This window comes from Rhodococcus sp. DMU2021, assembly GCF_019641445.1.
In the GTDB taxonomy this organism is placed as follows: domain Bacteria; phylum Actinomycetota; class Actinomycetes; order Mycobacteriales; family Mycobacteriaceae; genus Rhodococcus; species Rhodococcus pyridinivorans.
Genome location: NZ_JAIFKB010000112.1, coordinates 1 through 536, shown reverse-complemented (window position 1 = coordinate 536; position 536 = coordinate 1). Strand labels below are relative to the sequence as shown.

Below are 536 nucleotides of genomic sequence, written 5' to 3'. Positions count from 1 at the left end.
CATCGCGATCAACGGAACCCGGCACACGTTCCCGCCGCAGGTCGAGGCCGATATGCAGGTGCTGCTCGACCGGATTTCAGGTACCGAAGTCACGCACTAACGAAATGAGCCAACTCGGGCGCACCGTCGACGAATTCTCGCGCCGCATCGAGTGCTGAACGTGGACGACGGTCCTCGGGCACGGATTCCTCGAAGACGGGAAGCACGTCCTGTGCACTCTCCGTCACGTATCGGACGACCGCCCGCAGTTCGTCCATGGTGAGTTCGAAATCACCGGTCACGCTTGTCGCCGGCCCGTTCCGCCCCACGTATCCGAGCATAGCCCGACCGAATGTCCGCGTACGAAAAAAGGGGACCCGCGAAAGCGGCTCCCCTCCTCAAAGCCGAAGACCCCCAACAATGTTGGGGGTCTTCGGTAACGGGTGTTCGGCGGTGTCCTACTCTCCCACACCCTGTCGAGTGCAGTACCATCGGCGCAGACAGGCTTAGCTTCCGGGTTCGGAATGGGACCGGGCGTTTCCCTGTCGCTATGGCCG

At 62.3% G+C, this 536-nt stretch carries 1 protein-coding gene and 1 rRNA gene; both read right to left on the bottom strand.

The window, feature by feature from the left end; all coding sequences use genetic code 11:
* Window positions 1-89: 89 nt before the first annotated feature.
* Window positions 90-281, bottom strand: a complete 192-nt coding sequence (locus tag K3M35_RS25900) for a putative immunity protein (protein WP_374107795.1) — start codon at window positions 279-281, stop codon at window positions 90-92.
* Window positions 282-424: 143 nt separating this feature from the next.
* Window positions 425-536: ribosomal RNA gene (gene rrf, locus K3M35_RS25895) — 5S ribosomal RNA — on the bottom strand; the annotation flags it as partial.